Source organism: Lentzea sp. NPDC005914 (assembly GCF_040629405.1).
Taxonomy (GTDB): domain Bacteria; phylum Actinomycetota; class Actinomycetes; order Mycobacteriales; family Pseudonocardiaceae; genus Lentzea.
Genome location: NZ_JBEXVQ010000005.1, coordinates 179,211 through 198,854, shown reverse-complemented (window position 1 = coordinate 198,854; position 19,644 = coordinate 179,211). Strand labels below are relative to the sequence as shown.

Annotated in this window: 15 protein-coding genes; 5 read left to right on the top strand and 10 right to left on the bottom strand. The window is 68.6% G+C overall.

Annotated features, from left to right (window positions below; all coding sequences use genetic code 11):
* Positions 1–56: 56 nt before the first annotated feature.
* Together ABZ345_RS09585 and ccrA are read right to left on the bottom strand one after the other, a co-directional pair.
* Entirely contained in the window at positions 57–1,271 is a 1,215-nt protein-coding gene (locus ABZ345_RS09585) for a cytochrome P450 (protein WP_359844775.1), read from the bottom strand.
* 18 nt (positions 1,272–1,289) lie between these two features.
* Positions 1,290–2,606 carry a crotonyl-CoA carboxylase/reductase gene (ccrA, locus tag ABZ345_RS09580; RefSeq protein ID WP_359844773.1) on the bottom strand — a complete coding sequence of 439 codons (1,317 nt, stop codon included), beginning with the start codon at positions 2,604–2,606 and terminating at the stop codon, positions 1,290–1,292.
* Between the two features lie 65 nt (positions 2,607–2,671).
* Here ccrA and ABZ345_RS09575 point away from each other — a divergent pair, with 65 nt between their 5' ends.
* The 3 genes from ABZ345_RS09575 to ABZ345_RS09565 are packed head-to-tail and all read left to right on the top strand — an operon-like array spanning position 2,672 to position 6,511.
* On the top strand, positions 2,672–4,399 hold the full coding sequence (locus tag ABZ345_RS09575; RefSeq protein WP_359844771.1) for an ABC transporter ATP-binding protein: 1,728 nt from the start codon (positions 2,672–2,674) through the stop codon (positions 4,397–4,399).
* Positions 4,396–6,282, top strand: coding sequence for an ABC transporter ATP-binding protein (locus ABZ345_RS09570; RefSeq protein WP_359844769.1), 1,887 nt, complete (start codon positions 4,396–4,398; stop codon positions 6,280–6,282). Before ABZ345_RS09575 ends, ABZ345_RS09570 begins: the two co-directional genes overlap by 4 nt.
* Before the next feature lie 34 nt (positions 6,283–6,316).
* A complete protein-coding gene (locus tag ABZ345_RS09565; RefSeq protein ID WP_359844767.1) occupies positions 6,317–6,511 on the top strand; it encodes a hypothetical protein in 195 nt (64 codons plus the stop codon).
* Here the strand turns inward: ABZ345_RS09565 and ABZ345_RS09560 are convergent.
* The 3 genes from ABZ345_RS09560 to ABZ345_RS09550 all read right to left on the bottom strand — a co-directional run bounded on the left by ABZ345_RS09560 (position 6,508) and on the right by ABZ345_RS09550 (position 9,093).
* A complete protein-coding gene (locus ABZ345_RS09560) occupies positions 6,508–7,149 on the bottom strand; it encodes a maleylpyruvate isomerase N-terminal domain-containing protein (protein ID WP_359844765.1) in 642 nt (213 codons plus the stop codon). The genes ABZ345_RS09565 and ABZ345_RS09560 overlap by 4 nt on opposite strands.
* A 42-nt stretch (positions 7,150–7,191) precedes the next feature.
* Positions 7,192–8,229, bottom strand: coding sequence for a GDP-mannose 4,6-dehydratase (locus ABZ345_RS09555; protein WP_359844763.1), 1,038 nt, complete (start codon positions 8,227–8,229; stop codon positions 7,192–7,194).
* 72 nt (positions 8,230–8,301) lie between these two features.
* Positions 8,302–9,093, bottom strand: a complete 792-nt coding sequence (locus tag ABZ345_RS09550) for an alpha/beta fold hydrolase (protein ID WP_359844761.1) — start codon at positions 9,091–9,093, stop codon at positions 8,302–8,304.
* Here ABZ345_RS09550 and ligD point away from each other — a divergent pair.
* Positions 9,092–10,036 carry a non-homologous end-joining DNA ligase gene (gene ligD / locus ABZ345_RS09545; protein WP_359844759.1) on the top strand — a complete coding sequence of 315 codons (945 nt, stop codon included), beginning with the start codon at positions 9,092–9,094 and terminating at the stop codon, positions 10,034–10,036. The two genes, ABZ345_RS09550 and ligD, sit on opposite strands and share 2 nt — an antisense overlap.
* Positions 10,026–10,940, top strand: coding sequence for an ATP-dependent DNA ligase (locus ABZ345_RS09540; RefSeq protein ID WP_359844757.1), 915 nt, complete (start codon positions 10,026–10,028; stop codon positions 10,938–10,940). The genes ligD and ABZ345_RS09540 overlap by 11 nt, the downstream gene beginning before the upstream one ends.
* On the opposite strand, the gene ABZ345_RS09535 is transcribed toward ABZ345_RS09540, so the two are convergent.
* The 5 genes from ABZ345_RS09535 to ABZ345_RS09515 form a co-directional block, all read right to left on the bottom strand.
* The gene (locus tag ABZ345_RS09535; RefSeq protein ID WP_359844859.1) at positions 10,919–13,654 is read right to left on the bottom strand and encodes a caspase family protein; all 2,736 of its coding nucleotides are present in this window, start codon (positions 13,652–13,654) and stop codon (positions 10,919–10,921) included. The two genes, ABZ345_RS09540 and ABZ345_RS09535, sit on opposite strands and share 22 nt — an antisense overlap.
* A gap of 144 nt (positions 13,655–13,798) precedes the next feature.
* Complete coding sequence (locus ABZ345_RS09530; protein WP_359844755.1) at positions 13,799–14,677, bottom strand: hypothetical protein; 879 nt, start codon at positions 14,675–14,677, stop codon at positions 13,799–13,801.
* A gap of 71 nt (positions 14,678–14,748) precedes the next feature.
* On the bottom strand, positions 14,749–16,437 hold the full coding sequence (locus ABZ345_RS09525; RefSeq protein WP_359844753.1) for an ABC transporter family substrate-binding protein: 1,689 nt from the start codon (positions 16,435–16,437) through the stop codon (positions 14,749–14,751).
* Between the two features lie 86 nt (positions 16,438–16,523).
* Positions 16,524–18,653 (bottom strand): ABC transporter ATP-binding protein, encoded by a 2,130-nt coding sequence (locus ABZ345_RS09520; RefSeq protein WP_359844751.1) that lies wholly within the window; start codon positions 18,651–18,653, stop codon positions 16,524–16,526.
* The gene (locus ABZ345_RS09515) at positions 18,653–19,630 is read right to left on the bottom strand and encodes an ABC transporter permease (protein ID WP_359844749.1); all 978 of its coding nucleotides are present in this window, start codon (positions 19,628–19,630) and stop codon (positions 18,653–18,655) included. The genes ABZ345_RS09520 and ABZ345_RS09515 overlap by 1 nt, the downstream gene beginning before the upstream one ends.
* Positions 19,631–19,644: the final 14 nt, after the last annotated feature.

Below are 19,644 nucleotides of genomic sequence, written 5' to 3'. Positions count from 1 at the left end.
TAGAAACGACCAGGGGCGCCCCTACCGCGAGGGACGCCCCTGAACAGCGAAAGCACTTACCAGGTAACAGGAATCTCGCGCAGCGAGTAGACGATCGCGCCGTCGCGGAAGCGGAGCTCGTCGGCGGGCTTGGCCAGCGCCAGCGTGGGAATCCGGGTGATCAACGTCAGCAGGGCGACCTGAAGCTCCACACGGGACAGGAACTTCGCGATGCAGCTGTGGATTCCGTGCCCGAACGCCAGCGGCGTCGAGTCCTTCCGCGTGATGTCCAGCGAGTCGGCGTCGGCGTAGACCGACTCGTCGCGGTCGGCGGACGACAGCAGGGCGATGATCCCCTCCCCCGCCCTGATCTGCTGCCCGGCGATCTCCAGGTCCACCTTGGCCACCCGGCCGACACCGCACTGCATCACGTTCTGGTGCCGCAACAGCTCCTCGACGGCACCGACGATCAGGTCCGGGTTCTCGCGCAGCTTCGCGAGCTGCTCGGGATGTTCCAGCAGGGTCAGGATGCTCAACGCGATGGACGACGCGGTGGTGTCGTAGCCGGCCGACAGCAGCATCATGCCGATGACCACGGCCTCTTCGCGTTTCAGCTCGCCCGCGGCCATCTGGTTGGTCACGAGCCGGCCGAGCACGTCGTCGGTCGGCTCCTTCTCCTTCTGCGCCACCAGTTTCGTCAGGTAGCCGAACAGAGCGCCGGCGGCGGCGTTGCGGTGGGCCTGCGAGGACGTGGTCTCCACCAGGGTGTTGATCCAGCGGCCGAACGCCAGGCGGTCCTTGTAGGGGACGCCGAGCAGCTCGCACACCACGGTCAACGGGATCGGGCGCGCGAAGTGCGTGACCAGGTCGACCGGCTGGGGCAGCTTGAGGATCGCGTCGATCCGCTCGTCCACCAGCTTCTGCGCCGACGGGCGGACCTCCTCGGCCTTCTTCTTGGTGAACATCGACATGATCATGCGCCGGTAGCGGGTGTGGTCCGGCGGGTCGACCGTGACGAACGCGCCCGGCTGAGGGTCGACCGGGAACAGGTACCGGGGATAGCCGGGGTTCATCACCTCGGCGGAGAACCGTTCTGTGTCAGCGAGAAGAGCACGCACGTCCGCATACCTCGCGACCAGCCACGCCGTGTCGCCCGCCGGTGTCGTCACCTTCTGCACGGGCCGGTCGGCACGCAGCCGGCCGTACTCCGGCGGCAGGTCGAGCGGGCGGTGCGGGTCGCGGGCGAACGGGAACGGGCACGCCGAAGCAGGCGCGATTACTTCTTCCGTCATCGCGGGAACCTTCAGTCTCTAGGTGCGGAATCGGTTGATCGCGCCGAGATTTCTGTCGCGCAGCTCGTGGTCCAGCACGCCGAGACCCTCCGACGGCGCCAGGCACAGCACGCCGACCTTGCCCTGGTGCGCGTTGCGGTGCACGTCATGAGCAGCCTGTCCGGTCTCGTCGAGCGAGTACACCTTGGACAGTGTCGGGTGGATCTTCCCCTTGGCCACCAGTCGGTTCGCCTCCCACGCCTCGCGGTAGTTGGCGAAATGCGAGGAGATGATGTGCTTGAGGTTCATCCACAGGTAGCGGTTGTCGTACTGGTGCATGTACCCGGAGGTCGACGCACACGTCACGATCTTGCCGCCCTTGCGCGCCACGTACACCGACGCGCCGAACGTTTCACGGCCTGGGTGTTCGAACACGATGTCCGGGTCCTCACCGCCGGTCAGCTCGCGAATCCGCGCACCGAAACGCTTCCACTCGCGCGGATCCTGCGTGTGCTCGTCCTTCCAGAAGCGATATCCCTCCGCGGACCGGTCGATGATCAACGAGGCGCCCATCGACCGGCAGATCTCGGCCTTGTCCGGCGACGACACGACACAGACAGGAGTCGCGCCGCCGTTGAGAGCGAACTGCGTGGCGTAGGAACCGAGTCCGCCGGACGCGCCCCAGATCAGGACCGTGTCGCCCTGCTTCATGTTGCCGCCGTTGGCGGACACGAGCTGCCGGTACGCGGTGGAGTTGACCAGGCCGGGCGAGGCGGCTTCCTCCCACGTCAGGTGCTCGGGTTTCGGCATCAGCTGGTTCGCCTTCACCAGCGCCAGATCGGCCAGGCCGCCGAAGTTCGTCTCGAAGCCCCAGATCCTCTGCTGCGGGTCCAGCATCGTGTCGTTGTGGCCGTCAGGGCGCTCCAGCGGCACGTCCAGGCAGTGCGCGACAACGCGGTCGCCCGGCTTCCACACGGTGACACCAGGCCCGACGCGCAGCACGACACCGGCGAGATCGGACCCCACCACGTGGTAGGGCAGCTGGTGCTTGCCGCCCAGCCTGCGCAGGAAGCCGAACGTGGAGACCGGCTCGAAGATCGAGGTCCAGACGGTGTTGTAGTTGATCGCGGACGCCATCACGGCGATCAACGCCTCGCCTGGAGCCAGCGATGGCGTCGCGACGTCGCGGATCTTCAACGACTGCCGCGGATCCTTCTCCCACGTCGGAAGGCCCGCGAACATCTCCGCGTCGCTCTCTTCCACGACCACGGCGCGGTAGCTCTCGGGCACCGGCAGCGCCTCGAAGTCCTGCGCCACCGCGTCGTCCGATTCGATGGCGCTGAGGATTTCGCTCATGCGATAGACGGTAGGACGGGCAACGCTAGGGAATGCCCGCAAGAAACTGCGGTCTTCTGGGCCGTGTGCTCGTCAGATTCCTGAACCACCACCTCCGGCCGTACCGGGGAATGCTCGTGCTCCTGGTGGTGCTGCAGCTGGTCCAGACGGCCGCGACCCTGCTGCTGCCCACGCTCAATGCGCAGATCATCGACAACGGTGTGCTCCTCGGCGACGCCGGCTACATCTGGGGCACCGGCCTCACCATGCTCGGGGTCGCCGCGGTGCAGATCCTGACCGCGAGCGGCGCGATGCTGCTCAGCTCCCGCGTGTCGGCGGGTCTCGGCAGGGACCTCCGGCAGAAGGTGTTCCGCAAGGTCATGAGCCTGTCGGCGCGCGAGGTCGACCAGATCGGCGCGCCGTCGCTGATCACCAGGACCGTCAACGACGTCCAGCAGGTCCAGAGCGTTGTCCTGACCACCGCGGACGTCGCGGTCTCGGCGGTCATCATGTGCGTCGGCGGTGTCGCGCTGGCGCTGGCGCAGGACGTGCCGGTGTCGGTGATCCTGATCGCGCTGGTCGTGATCGTGATCATCGGTCTGGTCTTGATGCTCAAGCGGCTCTCGCCGTTCTACGAGGCGATGCAGAACTTCCTGGACCGCATCAACCACCTGCTGCGCGAGCAGATCACCGGCGTGCGGGTGATCAGGGCGTTCGTCCGCGACCCGCACGAACGCGGCCGCTTCGACGCCACCAACCGCGAGCTCTACGGCACGTCGCGGCAGGTCGGGCAGATCATGGCGGCACTGCCGGTGATGGTCATGACCGTCATGAACGTGCTGACGGTCGCGATCATCTGGTTCTCCGGCCACCGCATCGACGACGGCAGCATGCAGCTCGGCGCACTGCTCGCGCTGCTGTCCTACGTCACGCTGATCATCGTCGCGATCATCATGGCGATGCTGGTGTTCACCGAGGCTCCACGCGCGGCGGTGTCGGCAGTCCGCGTGAACGAGGTGCTGCACGCCGAGTCCAGCATCGAACAGCCGCGCGATCCCGTCACGTCGATGACCACGCGCGGGCACCTGGAGCTGCGGGGCGCCACGTTCGGCTACCCCGGTGCCGAGAAACCGGTGCTCCGGGACGTCGACCTCGTGGCGCGGCCGGGAGAGACGATCGCGATCCTCGGCAGCACGGGCAGCGGCAAGTCGACGCTGCTGTCGCTGGCGCTCAGGCTCTACGACGTGACCGGCGGCCAGGTGCTGATCAACGGCGTGGACATCCGCGACCTGGATCCGCTGGCACTGCACAAGGTCATCGGCTACGTGCCGCAGAAGGCGCACCTGTTCAGCGGCACGATCGCGTCGAACCTCCGCTACGGCAAGGAAGACGCGACCGACGAGGAGCTCTGGCACGCGCTGGAGATCGCGCAGGCCGCCGAGTTCGTCCGGCCGCTCGGCCTCGACGCGCCGGTCAGCCAGGGCGGCTCGACCGTCTCAGGTGGACAGAGACAGCGGCTCGCCATCGCGCGGGCGCTGGTGCGCAGGCCCGAGATCTACCTGCTCGACGACTGCTTCTCCGCGCTCGACCTCGGCACCGAGTCCCGGTTGCGCGCCGCACTGGCCGCCGAGCTCGGTGACGCGACGATCCTGCTGGTCACCCAGCGGATCAGCACCGTCGAGGCGGCGTCGCGGGTCATCGTGCTGGAGGACGGCCAGGTCGTCGGCTCCGGCACGCACGCCGAGCTGATCGGCACCAACCAGACCTACCGGGAGATCGCCCTCTCCCAGCCTGTGGGAGGGGCCGTCCGATGACACTGCTCGCAGATCCCGAAGCCCCCGCAGAAGTCGCCGAAGCCAGAAAACCCAGTACTACCAAGAGGTTGTTCGGGCTGCTGCTGCCGTACCGGGGCAAGCTCGTCGTGGTCGGGTCGCTCTCGGTCGTCACGATCGGGCTCAACCTGCTCGGCCCGATCCTGCTCGGCCGCGCCACCGACCTGATCTTCACCGGTCTCGTGAGCCGCACCCTGCCCGCCGGCGCCACCCAGGAGCAGATCCTGGCCCAGCTGCGGGAACAAGGCAAGGACACCCTCGCGAACGTCATCAGCACCGTGCACGTCGTGCCCGGCCAGGGCGTCGACTTCCCCGCGCTCGGCCAGCTGCTGCTGATCATCCTCGGCCTGTACGTGATCGGCTCGCTGTCGATGCTCGCGCAGGGCTGGGTCGTCAACAACGTCGTCCAGCACGCCGTTTACAAGCTGCGCGAGGAGATCGACGCGAAGCTCACGCGGCTTCCGTTGGCCTACTTCGACCGCAACCCGCGCGGCGAGGTCCTCTCCCGTGTCTCCAACGATGTCGACAACCTGCAGCGGACCGTGCAGCTGTCGATCGGGCAGATGCTGACGAGCGTCGTCAGCGTCGTCGGTGTGCTCGCGATCATGCTGGTGATCTCCGTCGAACTGGCCGTGCTCGTGCTGGTCTGCGTGCCGATCGCGCTGGTGCTCGCGGCGTGGATCTCCAAGCGCGCCATGCCGAAGTTCGCGCAGCAGTGGCAGTCGACCGGTGCCCTCAACGCCCACGTCGAGGAGATGTACAGCGGGCACGCGCTGATCACCGCGTTCGGCCGCCAGGAGCAGGCAGCCGCGGAGTTCGCCGAGCGCAACGAGACCATGTACCGGTCGTCCTTCAGCGCGCAGGCCATCTCCGGGCTGATCGGGCCCGCGACCCGGTTCATCACCGACCTGAACTACGTGCTCGTGGCCGTGGTCGGCGCACTCCGCGTGGCCACCGGAAGTGTGTCGATCGGTGACGTGCAGGCGTTCATCCAGTACTCCGGCATGTTCTCGCGGCCGATCATCGACGTGGCGAACTTCTCCGGCCAGCTGCAGTCGGGAACCGCGTCCGCCCAGCGGGTGTTCGAGCTGCTGGACGAGCCGGAGCAGCCACCGGCGCCCGCCACGCCCGCGACGCTGTCCCGCGTGCGCGGCCACGTCGAGTTCTCGCACGTCTCCTTCCGGTACGTGCCGGAGAAGCCGCTGATCGACGACCTGTCGCTCACCGCCTCCCCCGGTCAGCTCGTCGCGATCGTCGGGCCCACCGGCGCCGGCAAGACGACGCTGGGCAACCTGCTGCTGCGGTTCTACGACCTTCAGAGCGGCCGGATCCTGTTGGACGGCACGGACATCACCCACCTGACCCGCGAAGATCTCCGTTCGGCCATCGGGCTGGTCTCGCAGGACACGTGGCTGTTCGAGGGCACGATCGCCGAGAACATCGCCTACGGACGGCCCGGCGCGACCCGCGAGGAGATCGTCGAAGCGGCACGGGCGACGTGCGTGGACCGGTTCGTGCGGTCGCTGCCCGACGGCTACGACACCATGCTCGACGAGGAGCACGGCGGGCTGTCCGCGGGCGAACGACAGCTGATCACGCTCGCCCGCGCCTTCCTCGCCCAGCCCGCGATCCTGCTGCTCGACGAGGCCACCTCGTCGATCGACACCCGCACGGAGGTCCTGATCCAGCAGGCGATGGCGTCGTTGCGGGCCGGGCGGACGAGCTTCGTGATCGCGCACCGCCTGTCCACGATCCGCAACGCCGACCTGATCGTCGTGATGGACCAGGGTGCCGTGGTGGAACGCGGCACGCACGAGGAACTGATGGCCGCAAACGGGTTCTACGCCCGGCTGTACACCGCCTGAAATCGTTCGTGTCCGGGATAGCGGCCGTGTCACGGTGTCCATCGGCGGATCGAGCGAGGAACGGTTCGCCGAGGAGTTCGGACTCACCGGTGAGGTGAGCTGTCTGGACGACCGGACGATGCGCTGGCGCCTGGGCGGTGTCGAGTCCCCCACCAGGCTGACCATCGCGGTGGCCTGGAGCGGGCCGACCGAGCTCCCGGCCACGTGGTGGGCTGTCGACCTGCCCTAACCCAGCACGAACGGGATCGCGAGGTCTCCCAGCTCGGCGCGCTCCGCTTCGGTCGGGGCGCGCCGTCCCGTTCCCACCAGCAGGACGTCCTCGTTCGACCAGGAGGCCGGGAACGGGCCGGCGATCTGCTCCAGCACCTCGCGGCACCGTGCCAGCGAGGAGGCGGGCGGACCTGCGACGTGCGGCAGGTGCGTGACCAGGTCGAGGTGGTGCAGCGTCCACTCCCAGACGTACGCGTCCAGGTAGCCGGCCGTGCACAGCACCATGTCCTGGGTGCCGACCTTCAACGTCGGATCGGCCAGCTGAGCGGCCCGCAACGCCGCCTGGCCCACGTCGTCGACGTGGTGCTTCAGCATCCACGGCTCGCCGTAGGCCGCCGCGAGCCGGACGGTCAGCGCGGCCAGCGGATCGTCGGAAGGCTCCGAGGAGACCTTCCAGTACGTCACGGCGTTGTGCGTCACGGGGTCCGCGGTGGGCGTCACCAGCGTGATCAGCACGTCCTGCGCGTCGATGACCAGATGGCACACCAGATCCCGCACCAGCCAGCCCTCACATCCGGACGGCTGTGCGAAATCGTCGTCCGTGAGTTCGCCGACCCCCTTGAGAAGGGCCCCCAGCGAAAGCGAAAAAAGATCCACAGCCGCCAAAGTACAGCGGCTGTGGATCCCCGGCAGATGGATCTACCAGCTGGCGGCGGCGAGCAGCTCGCCGTACTGGTGCTCGGTGGCGACGTGCTTGAGGTCGGCCTCGACCATCATCTTCATCAGCGACGAGAAGTCGACCTCGGGCTTCCAGCCGAGCTCACCGCGCACACGGCTGGTGTCGGCGCACAGGATCTCGACCTCGGCCGGGCGGACGAGAACCGGGTCGATGTAGACGTGGTCCTCCCAGTTCAGACCGACGTGCTCGAACGCCAGGCGCACGGCGTCGCGCACCGAATGCATCTCACCGGTGCCGACGACGTAGTCCTCCGGCTCGTCCTGCTGCAGCATCATGTGCATGGCGCGCACGTAGTCGCCGGCGAAACCCCAGTCGCGCAACGCGTCCAGGTTGCCCAGCGCGAGCTTGTCCTGCAGGCCCTGGGCGATCTTCGCGACGCCGAGGGAGATCTTGCGGGTCACGAACTCCGCGCCGCGGCGGGGCGACTCGTGGTTGAACAGGATGCCGCCGACGGCGTACATGCCGAACGACTCGCGGTAGTTGCGGGTGATGAAGTGGCCGTACGCCTTCGCTACGCCGTACGGGCTGCGGGGGTGGAAGATCGTGGTCTCGCGCTGCGGCGTCTCGGCGGCCTTGCCGTACATCTCCGACGACGAAGCCTGGTAGAAACGGATGTTCTTGGCCGCGTGGCCGTTGTTGCGGCTGCTGGACAGGCCGGAGACGATGCGGATCGCCTCGAGCACGCGCAGCACGCCCATGGCGTTGACCTCGGTCACGAGCTCGGCCTGCTGCCACGACATCGGCACGAACGAGATGGCGCCGAGGTTGTAGACCTCGTCGGGCTGCACCAGGTCCACAGCGGACACCAGCGACGCCTGGTCCATCAGGTCACCGTCCACGAAGGACAGCTCCGACATGAGCCGCGAGACCCGCATCTTGCGCGGGTTCGCCTGTCCCCTCATGAGTCCCCACACCTGGTAGCCCTGCTTGAGCAGGTGCTCGGCGAGGTACGACCCGTCCTGCCCGGTGATCCCGGTGATCAGTGCGCGCCTGGTCATCCCGTTTCCTCTCATCACCTTCGCGAAGGTCCGCAACGGGACGGACCTGAAATCCCTTGTCAAATTAGGCTTTCAGGCACTAGGTGATTCTCCGGAAACGACAGCGGCGACCGCGTTCCTGTTGTCCGAAAGAAAGAAATGGCCGCCGGAGAACACTCTGAGCGAGAATGGACCGGTCGTGCGCTCACGCCACTGCTCGACCTCGTCCACCGGCGCCTTGGGGTCGGCGTCACCGGTCAGCGCGGTCAGCGGGCACGGCAGCGCCGGGCCCGGCCGGTAGCGGTAGGCCTCGGCGGCCCGGTAGTCGGCGCGGATCGCCGGCAGCACCATCCGCACCAGCTCCTCATCGTCGAACACCCGCGCGTTCGTGCCCGCCAGCCGCCGCACCTCGGCGATCAGCCCCGCGTCGTCCTTCTCGTGCACGCGGTCGTCCCGGACGATCTGGGGTGCGCGCCGGCCGGAGACGAACAGGTGGTCCGGTTCGCACCGCAACGCCACCTCGAACGCGATCATCGCGCCCATGCTGTGGCCGAACAGGTGCAACGGGCGGTCGCGGGTCAGCAGTGGGGCGATCTGGCCGGCCAGCGCGCGGATGTCGTCTATCAGGGGCTCTGACCTGCGGTCTTGCCGTCCCGGGTACTGGACGGCGACCAGCTCGCAGCGGCCCGAGAAGTACTGGGCGAACGGCTGGAACCAGCTCGCCGCGCCGCCCGCGTGCGGGAAGCACACCAGCCGAGGAGCGCCCTCAGGCGCCTCGGCGAATCGTCGCAACCACAGTCCGGTGTCGAGTGTCCGCGCCACGTCCGCCAGCGAAACACCGTTCGGGCTGAGGAAACGCCTGGAAGCGGTTAGGTTGGACGGCATGGGCAAGTCCCCGGCTGTGGAGCTCGAGGTGGAGGACCGCGTCGTGCGGATCTCCAACCCCGACCGCGTCTACTTTCCCGCGCGCGGCGAGACGAAACTGGATCTCGCGAACTACTACCTGTCCGTCGGTGACGGAATCGTCCGGGCGCTGCGGGAACGGCCGTGCATGCTGCACCGCTTCCCCGAGGGCATCGGTGGCGAGAAAGTGCACCAGAAAAGGCTTCCGCACGGCGCGCCGCCGTGGGTGCGGACCGTTCGCGTGCATTTTCCGCGCTACAACCGCCATGCGGACGAACTCTGCGTCACGCACATCGCCGACGTGATCTGGGCCGTGCAGATGTCCACTGTGGAGTTCCACCCGTGGAACTCGCGCGCGGCCGACACGGAGAAGCCCGACGAGTGGCGCATCGACCTCGACCCCGGCGACACCTGCACGTTCGACCGGGTGCGCCGCGTGGCGCTCGTGGCGCAGGAAGTGCTGGCGGAACTGGGCGCGGTCGGATTCCCGAAGACGTCCGGCAGCAAGGGCCTGCACATCTACGTGCGGATCAAGCCGGACCACGGTTTCCAGGACGTCCGCAAGGCCGCTCTGGCGTTCGCGCACGAGGTCGAACGCCGGGCGCCGGACGACGTGGAGACCACGTGGTGGCGCAAGGACCGCGACCCGTCGCTCGTTTTCGTGGACTACAACCAGAACACGCGCGACCGGACGATCGCCTCGGCCTACTCGGTGCGCGGATTCCCGGAGGCCACCGTGTCGACGCCGATCCGCTGGGACGAGATCCCGGACGTCGACCCGCGCGAGTTCACCATCGCCACCGTGCCGAAGCGCTACGCCGAACTGGGCGACCTGCACGCCGGAATCGACGACGCCGTCTGGTCGATCGAGCCGCTGCTGGAGTGGGCCGCCCGAGACGCACTTGAGGTTCCTGATGAGCAGTAGCCCGATGAAGTTCTCCTCGCTCGACCAGCCGTTGTTCGGCGGCTTGGTCAAGGGCGACCTGGTGGAGTACCTGGACTTCGTCGCCGACCGGTTCGTGCCCGTGCTCGCGGGGCGGCCGTTGTCGGTGTGGAGGATCCTGCGAGGCCAGGACCCGTTCATGCAGAAGAACGTCCCCAAGTACACGCCGGACTACGTGAAGACCGTCGAGGTGTGGGCGGAGGCGTCGCACCGGCAGATCAAGTACGCGTTGTGCGACGACAAGCAGACGCTGATGTGGTTCGCGAACCAGCGCGCGGTCGAGTACCACGTGCCGTTGTTCCTGGGCGACCACCAGACCCACATGGTGCTCGACATCGACCCGCCCGAGGGCTCCGGGTTCGACGTCGTGGTGCAGTCGGCGTTCCTGATCAGGGAAGCGCTGGCGGACGCGGGCCTGGAAGGCGCGGTCAAGACGAGCGGGGCCAAGGGCGTGCACATCTTCGTGCCGTTAGGTCAGCACGACCCCGACGACGTCGCCGCGGCGACGCGGGCGGTGGCGGCGCGGGCCGAGAAGCTCGGTCCGGAGATCGCCACGACCGCGTACATCCGGGCCGAACGCGGCGGCAAGGTGTTCCTCGACTCGACCCGCGCCTGGGGTGCCACGGTCGTCGCCGCCTACAGCCCACGCCTGCGCGAAGGCCTGCCGATCTCGTTCCCCGTGCCCTGGGACTCGCTGAAGGACGTCTCCCCTGCCGACTTCACCGTTCGGTCGAGGTTCGACGGCGACCCGTGGACCGAGCTGATGCCCGGACCGCAGACTCTTCCCGACGACCTGGTCGCCGAGGGGCACACGATCCCGGTCGCGCGCGTTGTCGCCATGCACGAGGGCAAGCGGCGCAAGAATCAGCGCGAACGCGAGAAGTAGGCCGCTGCTCCCGTCGCCACGAGGGTGAGCACGACGTGGGCGAGCCTGGAGAAGTCCAGCGAGCTCACGTAGGCGTACTCGGAGGCCCGCACGAGCACCACGGCCGCGATGGCGAGTCGTGCGGCGACCTTCGCCGCGCCGGTGGTGAGGATCTCGGCGAGCGGTACGACGACGAGCAGCGGCAGGAATGCCAGGTTGTAGGGGTAGAAGCCCGGTTCCAGCACTGCCCAGGCGGCGTTGAGCAGCAACAGCGCTGGGGTGATGGCGTCTCGCGGGTTTGAGCGGAGTCGGTAGCCGGCCAGTGCCGTGAGCACCACCACGGCACACCAGAAGACCACCGGCCACGTCGGGTCGCTGTCCTGACCGAGGATCGGCTGGGACGCTGAGACCAGCACGATGATCGCGCCGGCACCTGTCGCCGACGCCGTGATCGAGGTCCAGTGCGGGCGGGCGAACACGAGCACGGTCGCGGCCAGCCCGATCAGCAGCGGCGAGGAGCCGTCGCTGGTGCCTGCCATGAGCGCCGCCGTGCCGGCGGTGAGGCCCAGCGCGGCGCCCGGTGCCCACGGGTGGTCGGTGGCGGCGGTGGCCAGCAGGGCGGCGGCCAGCAGCCACGGGAGGGCCCAGGCCAGGAAGGCGGTCGCGGGGCCCAGGTCGTTGACGATCACGTGGATCACGCCGTCGTTGAGGGTGACCGTGCCGAGGACTACGGCGGCGAAGGCCAGGGCGGCGGCGATGCGGACTCCGGCCTGCCAGCGCGCGGGGAGGTCGGCGAGGAAGGAGGAGGCTGGGGGTGGCGCTGGCTCGGCCGCTGGCACGGCGCCTGCGGGCGTGGCGGCGGCGGGCGCGGTTGTGGGCGCGGCGGCGGGCGCGGTTGCAGACGCGGCGGGCGTGGTTGCAGACGTGGTTGCGGACGCGGCGGGCACAGCGGCAGGCGGGCCGCTCACGGCCCGGGCCGCACCGGTGAGCGTCAGTCGGCGGCCTTGGCCTTGCGATTCGCCGCGGGCTCGCGGTTCTGGGTTGGTCGGCTTCGCGGGAGTGTCAGACCCCGGCGGTAGCGTGGAAATCGGGGGTTCCCGGTCCGAGGGGACGCCTGCGTCAGCCTGGCCAGAGCCAGAGCCAGAGCCGGAGTCGGGCGCGGGCATGGTGGCTGACGCGGTGCCGGCGCCTGGCGGGGCGGCAGTGGCTGGCCCGGCGGTGGCTGGACCAGCGGCAGCCGCTGGACCGGCGGCGGTGGCTGACCCGGCGGTGGCTGACCCGGCGACAGCCGCTGGACCAGCGGCAGCCGTTGGACCGGCGGCGGTGGCCGGCCCGGCGGTGGCTGACCCGGCGGCAACGGCTGGACCGGCGGCAGCGGCTGGCCCATCGGCGCCCGTGCGGGACCCCGCGACCGACGCCGAGGATGCCCTGGCGGCGGATGTCGGCTTACCGGCGGTGGAGGCCGACGGGGCCGAGCCGGGCGCCGCGGGCTGGCCGAGATCCGTCCGGTCCCCGCGCTCGCCGTGCTCCCCCAACGCCTCCCGGGCCGCGGCCGCCACCATGCGGCTGTCGTCCTCGGTCAGGTGCCGCAACGCCAGCCGCGCCGCCAGCGCGCGTCCCTGGTGCCGCACGGACAGCATCCGCCGCAATTCCGGCACCGTGCCCGCGCGCACGCCCGGCAGTGAGTGGTCGAGCGCCTCCTGCAGTTCGGCGGGCAGGGCGGCGGGCACGGAGACCGGGTGGGCGCGGCGGGCGATGCGGAGGTCGCCGCGCACGTCGAGCATCCACTTGCCGGGGGTTTGGTGCGGGGTCACGCGGCGGACGCGGTCGTAGACGTACTCGTACAGCTCGTCGAGGCCTACGAAGCCGTCCAGGTCCTGGTCCGCGTCGCCGGAGGCCAGGCCTTCCACGAGGGCCGAGGTGAAGACGGACGGTTCGCCTTCCGAGGTGTCGGCGACCTGAGCGCCCTCGAAGGCGTACTCGACGGCGGAGGAGGCGGTGATGACGGCTCGGCCGCTGCCACTGAACTGTTCTTCCAGGTCCAGGGAGCCGCCGGCGCGGGCGACCATGCCCCGGCCGAAGGCGCCGGAGTAGCAGCAGTCGAGCAGCAGCACGATGCGGCGGGAGCGGGAGCGGTTCATGCGCCTGGCCACGAAGTCGGCGGAGACGGCGGTGGCCGCGAGGCGGTTGAGCTTGGTGCCGGACGTGGCGAAGTGCAGTTCGCCCGCCTCGTCCTTGACGCCGTGGCCCGAGAAGTGCAGCACCAGCAGGTCGTCGGGCTCGCGGTCGGCGAAGAAGTCCTCGACTGCCTCGTTCACCTCGGCGGCGGAGGTGTTGATCAGGGTCTGCACGTCGAAGCCGCCGATGCGGGCGTCGGAGAGAACGGACGCCAGCTGGGCGGCGTCGTGAGCCGGGGCACGCAGGGACGACAGGCCGGGGTCGGCGAACTCGTAGCTCGCGATGATCAACGCGTGGCGGCGGGACCGTCGGCGCGACAGCCACTCGGCGGCCTCGGCCCGTTCGGCGGGAGTGGGCGAGCCGGTCAGTTCCAGCGTGTCACCGGCCGCGTCCAGGGTCACCGAACGCTCGCGCCGCTGACCGAGCCACGTGGACACGGCGGTGATCAGGGCGGCGAGCACCGTCGACTGGGACAGCGTGACCAGCAGCGTGCCGAGCGCGGCCAGTTCGATGGACTTTGGCGCCGGGGACCGGACTGCCCGGCACGCCCGAGACAGGGGCCAGTTCCTCCAGTTCGACGCGGAGGAACTGGGTGAGCTGCTCGATCCGCGAATCGTCGGCCCCGTCCTCGTGGACGCGCAGTGTCACGTCGGTCATAACGTCCTCCTACGCAATGGAGGTCGCTCACCGAAGGGAAAGCATTACGACGGGTCAGAACCCCGGAACGCGCCCCACCACAGGCCCAGCGCCGCGGCGACGACCGTCGCCGTGATCCAGCCCGTGAACCCGCTGCCGTCCACGTAAGCCCAGAACAGGCCCACGATCGGCGCGGGCACCAGGAACACGGAGTCGACCCGCAGCTGCGCGAGCAGACCCCGAGGTGCCCGCCTCTCCGGATCAGGCTGCGCCGGGTTGTCGACGCGTCGCCCGCGCGGATGCTTCGTGACCGGACGGCCAGACGGGTAGAGCGTCACACCGTCCACCACCGCGATCCGGCCGCCGCGCAGTTCGGCGTCCACGGGCGAAGGCAAGGTCACGAGCACCGGGTCGTAGTAGACGGGCAGCCACCGCTCGACCGGCCCGTCGATCTCCAGCCACGACCGCACCATCAGCCCGGACTGCAACCGGATCCGCCGCACCTGCACCGTCACGGCGGCGGAACGCAGGGTACGAGCGGCCAGGAACACGCGTACCAGTCCCGCGAAGACCACCAGCAACGCCACCGCGAACGCGAACGTCACGCCACCCAGTGCGCGATCGGTCTGCACCAACAGGTCCGCGCCGGGAATCACCGCACGGGAGGGATCCGCGGGATCGAACGCCACCTGCGCCTGCTTGCCCACGATCCGGTCGCCGTCGTCGTAGGCGACGCGCGCCGAACCGGAAGGCCACCGCACCTCGACCGCACCGTCCGCGGAGGACACCACGCTGCCGACCTCGCGGGAGGTCATGGACGACAACAGGTCACGTCCGTCCGAATAGGACAGCCACGACAGCAACGCGACGACGAAGCAGACGAACAACACGATCGCCGTGGCGAGAACACCATGGCGCAGCGCACGAACCCGGAAACGCGGCACAGCAGAGCTCCAAACAGAAACGAGCGGCCCGGCAGGAGGTCCCGCCGGGCCGCTCAGATGCTAACTACACGTCACCCGGTGAAGCCCATGTGGATGTAGTCGTACGGGCGGTTCGCGTACGCGACGGCACCCATGTTGGCGACGTTGCTCTTGATCGCGACCGCGCCGGGCAGCTGGTAGAGCGGCAGCTGGGCGCCGAGCTCCCAGATCTTCTTGTCGGCCTCGTTGGCGAGCGCGGCACGCTTGGTGTCGTCGAGCTCACCGTTCGCCTGGTCGAGCAGCTTGTTGACCTCTTCGGACCCGATGTGGCCGTAGTTCTGGTTGGTGCTGGCCGGGTCGAGGTAGTAGATGCCCTTGCCGTCCGAGATCGGCGTGGCCGAGGCCAGCCAGCGGAAGCCGGTCATGTCGAAGTTGCCGACGTTGATGTACTGCTTGAAGAAGTCGGTCGACGGCACTGCCTGGATGTCGATCTTGGCGCCGATCTCCTTCAGCTGCGACTGCACGAGCTTCGCGATCTGGTCGGAGACGGGGTTCGGCGTCGGGATGACGTACCGGATGACGAGCTCCTTGCCGTCCTTCTTCCGGGTCTCACCCTCGAGCTTCCAGCCCAGCTCGTCGAGCTGCTTCTTCGCGGCTTCCTTGTCGAAGGAGGAGACGGACGAGTTGTCCTTGTACTCCTTCGTGCCCAGCAGGAAGAAGTGGTTACCGGTGACCTGCGCGTCGCCCTTGAGCATCTGGCCGAGCAGCGCCCGCGTGATGACCTTGGTGTCGACGCCGCGCAGCAGCGCGACGCGGAGCTTCGCGTCCTTGAGGATCGACGTGTCCGCACCGTTGAGCGTGAGGTGCGAGTAGTCCGGCGTGATCGCCTGGCGGATGGTGACACCCTGCATCGACTTCGCACGGGTGAAGTTGTCGATGCTGGAGCCGATCTCGAAGTAGTCGATCTGGCCGTTGGCGAGCGCGTCCGCGACGGCGGGGCGGTCGACCTGACGGAAGGTGATCTTGTCCAGCTTCGGCTTGGTGCCCCACCACGCGTCATCGCGCACGACGGTGACGAGCTTGCCGGTGAGGTCGATCGTGCCGATCTTGAAAGGACCGGCGGTCACCTTCGGCGAGTCGGCCCAGCCCTTGTTGAACTCCTCGGGCGTGGCGTACGCCGACTTCGGGTAGAGGGGCGAGAAGATGCCCTTCCACTCGGCGAACTTCTTCTTGAACGTGACCTTGACGTCCTGGTCGGTCGCGCCCTTTTCGACCTTCTCGATGTCCTCGTAGCCGGTGGTGGTGGCGACCGAGAAGTCCTTGTTGGTGCCGTTGAGCGCCTTCCACATGGCCTCGAAGTCCTGCCACGACAGCGCGGTGCCGTCGGACCACTTCGCCTTCGAGTTGATCTTGAACTCGAGGACCTGCGGGTCGCTGGACGCGAGCTTCGCCTCGTCCAGGTAGTCCTTGTTGACCTCGATCGTCGAGTCGGCCTTCTGCGTGAACAGGTTCGGCAGGACCGTGTCGATGATCTTGCGGCCGTCGGCGTTGGTGCCGTCGAGCTGGTAGTAGTTCCAGTTGTCCGGCAGCTGGTCGACCGGCCAGCGGAACTCGCCGCCGTCCTTGACCTTGGACGCGTCCATCGGGTTGATGTCCGCCTGGCCGACCGTTCCTTCCGAGCCCTTCAGGCCGGAGTCGGTCTTGCTGGGCCCCCCACACGCGGTAAGCGTGAGGGCGACCGCGACCAGCGCGGTCACTCCCACCTTGGTACGTCGACTCACTGTCGTGAACCTCCCTCGTGCCCGGACACCAGTTGCCGGGGACACTGTTCCTTCGTGCTCGCAGGACTTCTGAGGCGACGGATGCATCAGAGGACCTGACGGATCTGGGCGAAGTGGCAGGCGGCCTCGTGGTCGGGGGCCTGCTCTTCGCGCGGTGGTTCCAGCTCGATGCACGTGCGCTGCTGCTCGGGCGGCAGCGAGGCGTGCAGGAAGCATCGGGTGCGGAACCGGCAGCCGGACGGCGGGTTCGCCGGGCTCGGCAGGTCGCCGGTGAGGATGATCCTCTCCCGCTGGCGTTCCTTGACGGGGTCGGGAATCGGGATCGCCGACAGCAGTGCCTGCGTGTACGGGTGGCGCGGCGCGTCGAACACCGCGTTCACCTCGCCGATCTCGATGATCTTCCCGAGGTACATGACGGCCACCCGGTCCGCGATGTGCCGCACGACGGACAGGTCGTGGGCCACGAACAGGTAGGCCAGGCCGAGCTTGGACTTCAGCTCCTCCAGCAGGTTGATGACACCTGCCTGGATCGACACGTCCAAAGCGGACACCGGCTCGTCGAGCACGACGAGCTTCGGTTCCAGCGCGAGCGCCCGCGCGATGCCGATGCGCTGCCGCTGACCGCCGGAGAACTCGCCCGGATACCGCGACAGCTGCTCGGGACGCAGCCCGACGAGGCGCATCAGCTCCGGCACGCGCCGGTTGATCTCGTCCTTGGCGTAGCCGTGCACCTGCATCGGCTCGGCGATGACGTCGTTGATCGTCAGGCGCGGGTCGAGCGAGGCCATCGGGTCCTGGAAGACGACCGACATGTCCCGCCGGATCGCCTTGCGGCGCTTGGAGTCCAAAGAGGACACGTTCGTGCCGAGCACAGAGATCTCGCCGCCCATGGGCTTCTCGAGGCCGAGGATCTCCATGAGCGTGGTGGTCTTGCCGCAGCCCGACTCGCCGACCAGGCCGAGGGTCTCGCCCTCGCGGATGTCGAACGTGATGCCCGCGACGGCGTGCACGGTCCCGACGCGGCGCTTGAACACCACGCCCTTGTTGACCGGGTACTCCTTGACCAGGTGGTCGAGCTCCAGCACGGTGTCGCGCTGCTCGCGCGGCACCTTGGCGATCTCGGCCTCCTCGACGACCTCGGCGCCGAAGATCTCCGCGGCCGCCTCCGCGCCCTCGGCGTCGGTCGCGGCGATCTCGCCGGTCCTGATGCACGCGGCGCGGTGCTCGGGCGAGCCGTCCACGTCGATCAGCGGCGGCTCCGCGGTGTGGCAGGCGTCGACGACCATCGGGCAGCGCGGCGCGAACGGACATCCTGGGGGAAGGTCCGTGAGCGATGGCGGCTGGCCGGTGATCGGGACGAGCGCCTGCTTCTCGCCGACGTCCAGGCGCGGGATCGAGCCGAGCAGGCCGAGCGTGTACGGCATGCGGGGCTGGGTGTAGATCTCCTCGACCTTGCCGGTCTCGACGGCCCTGCCCGCGTACATGACCATCAGCCGGTCCGCGAACCCGGCGACGACGCCGAGGTCGTGGGTGATGATCACGATGCCCGCGCCGGTGACCTCCTGCGCGGTCTCGAGCAGCTGCAGCACCTGGGCCTGCACCGTCACGTCGAGCGCGGTGGTCGGCTCGTCGGCGATGATCAGGTCCGGGTCGTTGGCGATCGCCATGGCGATCACCGCGCGCTGCCGCATGCCGCCGGAGAACTCGTGCGGGAACGCCTTGGCGCGTTCGGCGGCGTTCGGGATGCCGACGAGGTCGAGCAGTTCGACCGCGCGCTTGGCGGCGGCCGACTTGGACACGGCGCCACCGCGGTGCACCAGGATCGCCTCGGCGATCTGGTCGCCGACGGTGTAGACGGGCGTCAGCGCGGACAGCGGGTCCTGGAACACCATCGAGATGCGCCGGCCGCGGATCTTGGACAGCTCCGTGTCGGTGCGGCCGATGAGCTCACGGCCCTGGAACTTGATGGAACCGGTGATGCGCGCCGACTCGGGCAGCAGTCCCATGACCGCGAGCGACGACACGGACTTGCCGGAACCGGACTCGCCGACGATGCCGAGGACCTCACCGGGCGAGACCTGGTAGGTCAGCCCGCGCACGGCCTGCACGCGGCCGGCCTCGCTGGGGAAGGACACGTGGAGGTCTTCGACCTGCAGAACCGGCCCTTCGACGGCCGGGTCCGCCGGCGTGTCGAACAGGATCTCCGAACTGGTCATCAGGCGGCCTTCTCCTTGGTGTCCTTCTTCTCCCGCTTGCGCACACGCGTGGAGGTGGGGTCGAGCGCGTCACGCAGACCGTCGCCGACCCAGTTCACCGCCAGCACGAACACGACGAGGAAGCCCGCCGGGAACAGGAACAGCCACGGGAAGGTCGTCGCGGACTCGGCGTTGCCGCCGATCAGCGTGCCGAGTGAGACGTCGGGCGACTGCACGCCGAACCCGAAGAAGCTCAGGCCGGTCTCGGCCAGCACGGCGGAACCGACGTTGATGGTCGCGTCGATGATCAGCAGCGACGCCATGTTGGGCACGATGTGCTTGCGGATGATCGTGCCCGCCGGCTGGCCCATGAACTTGGCCGCCTTGACGAACTCGCGTTCTTTCAGCGTCAGCGTCATACCGCGCACGATGCGCGCGGTGATCATCCACTGGAACGCCGCCAGCATGAGCACCAGCAGCCACCACGACTTGCCCCGGAACCACGGGCTGAGGATGGCGATGATCAGGAAGGACGGCAACACGAGCAGCAGGTCGACCACCCACATGAGCGCCTTGTCGGCCAGCCCCAGGAAGTACCCGGCGGTCGCGCCGACGACGGCGGCCACGGTGGTCGAGATCAGCGCCACCAGCAAGCCGATGAGCAGTGACTTCTGCAGTCCGCGCATGGTCAGCGCGAACATGTCGGTACCGATCTTGTCGGTGCCGAAGATGTGCTCGGAGTAGGGCGGTTCGAGGAACGCCGAGTAGTCCTGCGTGTCGTAGGTCCACTTCGACAGAAGCGGGCCGACGAACGCCATCACGTACATCCCGATGATGACCACCAGGCCGACCAGAGCCAGCTTGTTGCGCAGGAAGCGGATGAACACGAGCCTGCCGCGCGTCATCGCCTTCTCGGGTTCGGGCGCCGCGTCGACGGGGCTGCCCGAGGCGGCGCCGGTGGTTCCCGCGGAGTCGCCCTCGTTGAGGATCACGGTCACGTCGTCGTCACCTT